At 75.2% G+C, this 3,849-nt stretch carries 4 protein-coding genes; 1 reads left to right on the top strand and 3 read right to left on the bottom strand.

Going from position 1 to position 3,849, the window contains the following annotated elements; genetic code table 11:
- Positions 1–43 precede the first annotated feature (43 nt).
- The 3 genes from ACFU7Z_RS37500 to ACFU7Z_RS37490 all read right to left on the bottom strand — a co-directional run bounded on the left by ACFU7Z_RS37500 (position 44) and on the right by ACFU7Z_RS37490 (position 2,812).
- Complete coding sequence (locus tag ACFU7Z_RS37500; protein ID WP_380782577.1) at positions 44–1,486, bottom strand: SulP family inorganic anion transporter; 1,443 nt, start codon at positions 1,484–1,486, stop codon at positions 44–46.
- A 161-nt stretch (positions 1,487–1,647) separates the two neighbouring features.
- A complete protein-coding gene (locus ACFU7Z_RS37495) occupies positions 1,648–2,250 on the bottom strand; it encodes a carbonic anhydrase (protein ID WP_049653421.1) in 603 nt (200 codons plus the stop codon).
- A 199-nt stretch (positions 2,251–2,449) separates the two neighbouring features.
- Complete coding sequence (locus ACFU7Z_RS37490) at positions 2,450–2,812, bottom strand: hypothetical protein (protein WP_380782575.1); 363 nt, start codon at positions 2,810–2,812, stop codon at positions 2,450–2,452.
- Between the two features lie 264 nt (positions 2,813–3,076).
- On the opposite strand from ACFU7Z_RS37490, the gene ACFU7Z_RS37485 reads away from it, so the two are divergent.
- A complete protein-coding gene (locus ACFU7Z_RS37485; RefSeq protein WP_375873822.1) occupies positions 3,077–3,838 on the top strand; it encodes a class I SAM-dependent methyltransferase in 762 nt (253 codons plus the stop codon).
- The last annotated feature ends 11 nt before the right edge of the window (positions 3,839–3,849 follow it).

Raw genomic sequence — 3,849 nt, 5'->3', positions numbered from 1 at the left:
GCGCTCCGTGAACCGCCCCGCCCACCCGCCGTCCGTCCGATCGTCAGGCGCTCATGACCATTGGCGGTTTCAGCCGTACATCGGTGCTGCCCCGTGCGGTGTGCTGGTCGGCCCAGGTGAGCAGGGCGCTGCGGCAGGCGTGGTCGAGGTGGCGCAGTTCGCTCCAGTCGAGGTCGACCGCGCGGTCCGTCGGCAGCGACTCCAGCGTGTCCAGCAGGCGGGGCAGCCGCAGGAAGGTGGCGTTGCCGCTCAGCCGGACCTGCAGCGGTCGACCGTCACCGTCGTCGGTGAGATCGATGTGCAACCGGGAGGTCTGCCAGGCGCTCTTGGCGACGGCGAGGGCCACCCCGAGCAGCACGCCCTCGAAGAGGTTGGTGACGACGATCGCGCCGGCGGTGGCGGCCAGCACCACGACCTCGCCGCGGTGTGCCCGCCACAGGGCCGCGCCCTGCCGCAGCGGGATCAGCTTGCCGCCGGCGTGGATGAGGACGCCGCCGAGGACGGCGAGCGGGATCAGCCCCAGGACGGCGGGCAGCAGCGCGGCGAACAGCAGCAGCCAGACACCGTGCAGGACGCGGGAGGTCCTGGTCCGGGCGCCGGCCTGGACGTTGGCGGCGCTGCGGACGATCACGGCGGTCATCGGCAGCGCGCCGAGCAGCCCGCACAGGGCGTTGCCGACGCCCTGGGAGGTGAGCTCCCGGTCGTAGTCGGTGCGGCGTCCGTCGTGCATCTGGTCGACCGCGGCGGCGCTGAACAGGCTCTCGGCGGAGGCGATGACGGCGAACGCGAGCACGGTGCCGAGGCCCGCCGCGCTCGCGACGGCCCCGAAGCCGTCCGCGGTCGGGACGGCGACGGCGCCGAGCAGGCCGTCCACGTCCACCCTGGGGACGTCCAGGTCGAACAGCGCGGTCGCACCGGCGGCGAGGGCGACCGCCGCCAGCGGGGCGGGCACCGCGCGGACGGGACCGGGCAGCTTCTTCCAGCACATCAGCAGGGCCACCGTGGCGGCGGTCATGAGGACGGCGGTCATCGCGGCCCGGCCGGTCAGCCAGTCGCCGAGCAGCGCGGGGAGCCCGGCCACCTTGGCGGGGCCGGTGCCCGGCGCGGACCGGCCCGAGACGGCGTACAGCTGGCCGAGGATCAGGATGAGGCCGATCCCGGCGAGCATGCCGTGGACGACCGACAGGGAGATCGCGCGGAACCAGCGGCCCATCCGCAGCAGGCCCATCGTGACCTGGAGGACCCCGGCGGCGAGGACGAGGGGCCCCAGGGAGGCGAGCCCGAACTGCTGGACGGCGTCGTAGACGAGAACGGTCAGTCCGGCGGCCGGCCCGCTGACCTGGAGGCTGCTGCCGGGGAGCAGGCCGACGACCAGGCCGCCGACGATGCCGGTGATCAGGCCGCGTTCGGCCGGCACGCCGGAGGCGACGGCGACGCCCACGCAGAGCGGGACGGCCACCAGGAAGACGACCAGCGAGGCGGGCAGGTCCTGGCGCCAGTGCGCGAAGGGGCCGCGCGGCGCGGACGCGGCGGAACGGTCGGAGCCGTCGGGAACCCGATTGCGGCCACGGGACCCGGAGCCGTCGGGAACCCGGTTGCGGCCACGGAGCCCGGAGCGGTCGGGGATGCGGTTGCGGTAGGGCGTGTTCACAGCGGCAGGAACCCCCGGTCCGAGCCGGCCAGGACGGTGCCGGTGTGCACCTCGTAGTACCAGCCGTGCAGGCGCAGGGTGCCCTCCGCCAGGCGGCGGGTCACGCCCGGGTAGGTGTGCAGCCGGTCGAGCTGGGCGAGCACGTTGCGCTGCACCGGCCCCGCGACGTCCGCCTCCTGGTCGTGGGCCGGAACGGGGGCGAGGTGGCGGGTGGGCGGAGCGGCGTGCTCGAGCCAGGTCCGCACGGCGGGGACGGGGGCCAGGTCCTCGGCCCGGACGAGGGCACCGATGGCCCCGCAGTGGGAGTGCCCGCAGACGATGATGTCGGGGACCCGGAGGATGTCGACGGCGTACTCGATGGTGGCCGCCTCACCGCTGGGGGCGGTGGTGTCGTAGGCGGGGACGATGTTCCCGGCGGTGCGCAGCTCGAACAGCTGCCCGGGGCGGGATCCGGTGATCAGGGCCGGAACCACGCGGGAGTCGGAGCAGGTGATGAACAGGGCTTCGGGGGCCTGCCCGGCCGAGAGCCGGCCGAGGTCGTGGCCGCTGGTGGCGAGCCGGTGCGGGAAGACGCGGGCGTGCGTCACGAGGGACTGCATGAGAGGTCTCCTTCTGCCCGCCCGGGTGGTGCCGGGCGGGGAGCTGCTGTCATGGGGCAGCGGCGGGCTGACGCGTGTGCGGCGGAGCGGTGCGCCGGTCCGGGCCGCGGATCGCCGGCCGAGGGCATGGCGGGGCCGCGCGTGCCCGTACCGGGCGCGCGCCGGATCGCGTGCGGGGAGCGTCAGCTCGCGGGAGCTGTCAGCAGCGGAACACCTGGAGGCGCGCGAGCGCGGCCGGTCTCGACCCGTTCGCTTCCGGTACCGGCCCGGTGGGCACCGTGGCGGGTGTGGCCGCTACGCCGGTGCCGACCGGGGCGAGGAGGGCCGTGCGGACGGCCGTGCCGCCGCACGTGCGGCGGCGGGCCGCGGCCCGGCCGGTCAGGGCCTCCGCGGCGTGGTGGGCCTTGCAGGTCGGGTCCCCCTCGGCAGCCGCCGCGGGTTTCGGCAGCGGCTCGGCGGCGTACGCCTGGGCGCCGGTCGCGAGGACGGCGAACAGGGCCGAGACGAGGGCGGCGAAGAGAAGGGCGAGCCGCTTGCCGCGCGAGATGCGCCGTGCCGTCACCGCCGCCTCCCCTCGGGCCCGTTGCCGATCACCGTCGTCCCCCAGCGTACCGACGGTGTGTAACCACGACGTTAGCTCCGGGCTCCGCCGAGGTGAGATTTCCCCAACATCGCGTGAAGGTTCTGTCGGGGCCAATCAAGCCTCGTCCACAGGAATATGAGGATCCGTCATCAATTTTCGGAAGCCGCGGCCGATGCAGTGGCCGGCGGCGCCCGCCGAGGGAATCCGCTGGCCGGGCGGTGGACCCGCCGCCATGATGCGGACATGCGTACCTTCGAAGAGCTGATCGCCGAGGCGGAGTCCGTGTCCGTGGACGGCTGGGACTTCTCCTGGCTGGAGGGCCGGGCGACCGAGGAGCGGCCCTCCTGGGGCTACCAGCGGCTGCTGGCCGGGCGGCTGGGCGCGGCGACGGCGGCGCTGGACGTCCAGACCGGCGGGGGCGAGGTGCTCGCGGGCGCCGTACGGCTGGGCGGGCGGCCGCCCGTGCTCGCGGCCACCGAGTCCTGGCCGCCCAACCTGGCCCGCGCCACGCGGCTGCTGCACCCGCTGGGCGCGGTGGTGGTCGCGGACCCGGACGAGCCGCCGCTGCCGTTCGCCGACGGGGCCTTCGACCTGGTCAGCAGCCGGCACCCGGTGCGGGCCTGGTGGACGGAGATCGCCCGGGTGCTGCGCCCCGGTGGCACGTACTTCGCCCAGCACGTCGGCCCGGCGTCGGTCTTCGAGCTGGTCGAGTACTTCCTCGGGCCGCAGCCAGAGGCACGGGAGGGCCGCCGCCCCGAAGTGGAGGGTGCCGAGGCGCGGGCGGCCGGGCTGGAGGTGGTGGACCTGCGGTCCGAGCGGCTGCGGACGGAGTTCCGGGACATCGGCGCGGTGGTGTACTTCCTGCGCAAGGTGGTCTGGATGGTCCCGGGGTTCACCGTCGAGGCCCACCGGGACCGGCTGCGCGAGCTGGACGGGCGGATCCGCGCCGACGGGCCGTTCGTCGCCCACTCGGCGCGCTTCCTGATCGAGGCGCGCAAGCCGTAGCCGGGCCGGGC

The sequence above is a fragment of the Kitasatospora sp. NPDC057518 genome (assembly GCF_042802075.1).
In the GTDB taxonomy this organism is placed as follows: Bacteria; Actinomycetota; Actinomycetes; order Streptomycetales; family Streptomycetaceae; genus Kitasatospora.
Note: the sequence above shows the minus strand (reverse complement) of the source record. Positions and strands in the feature narration are given on the sequence as shown.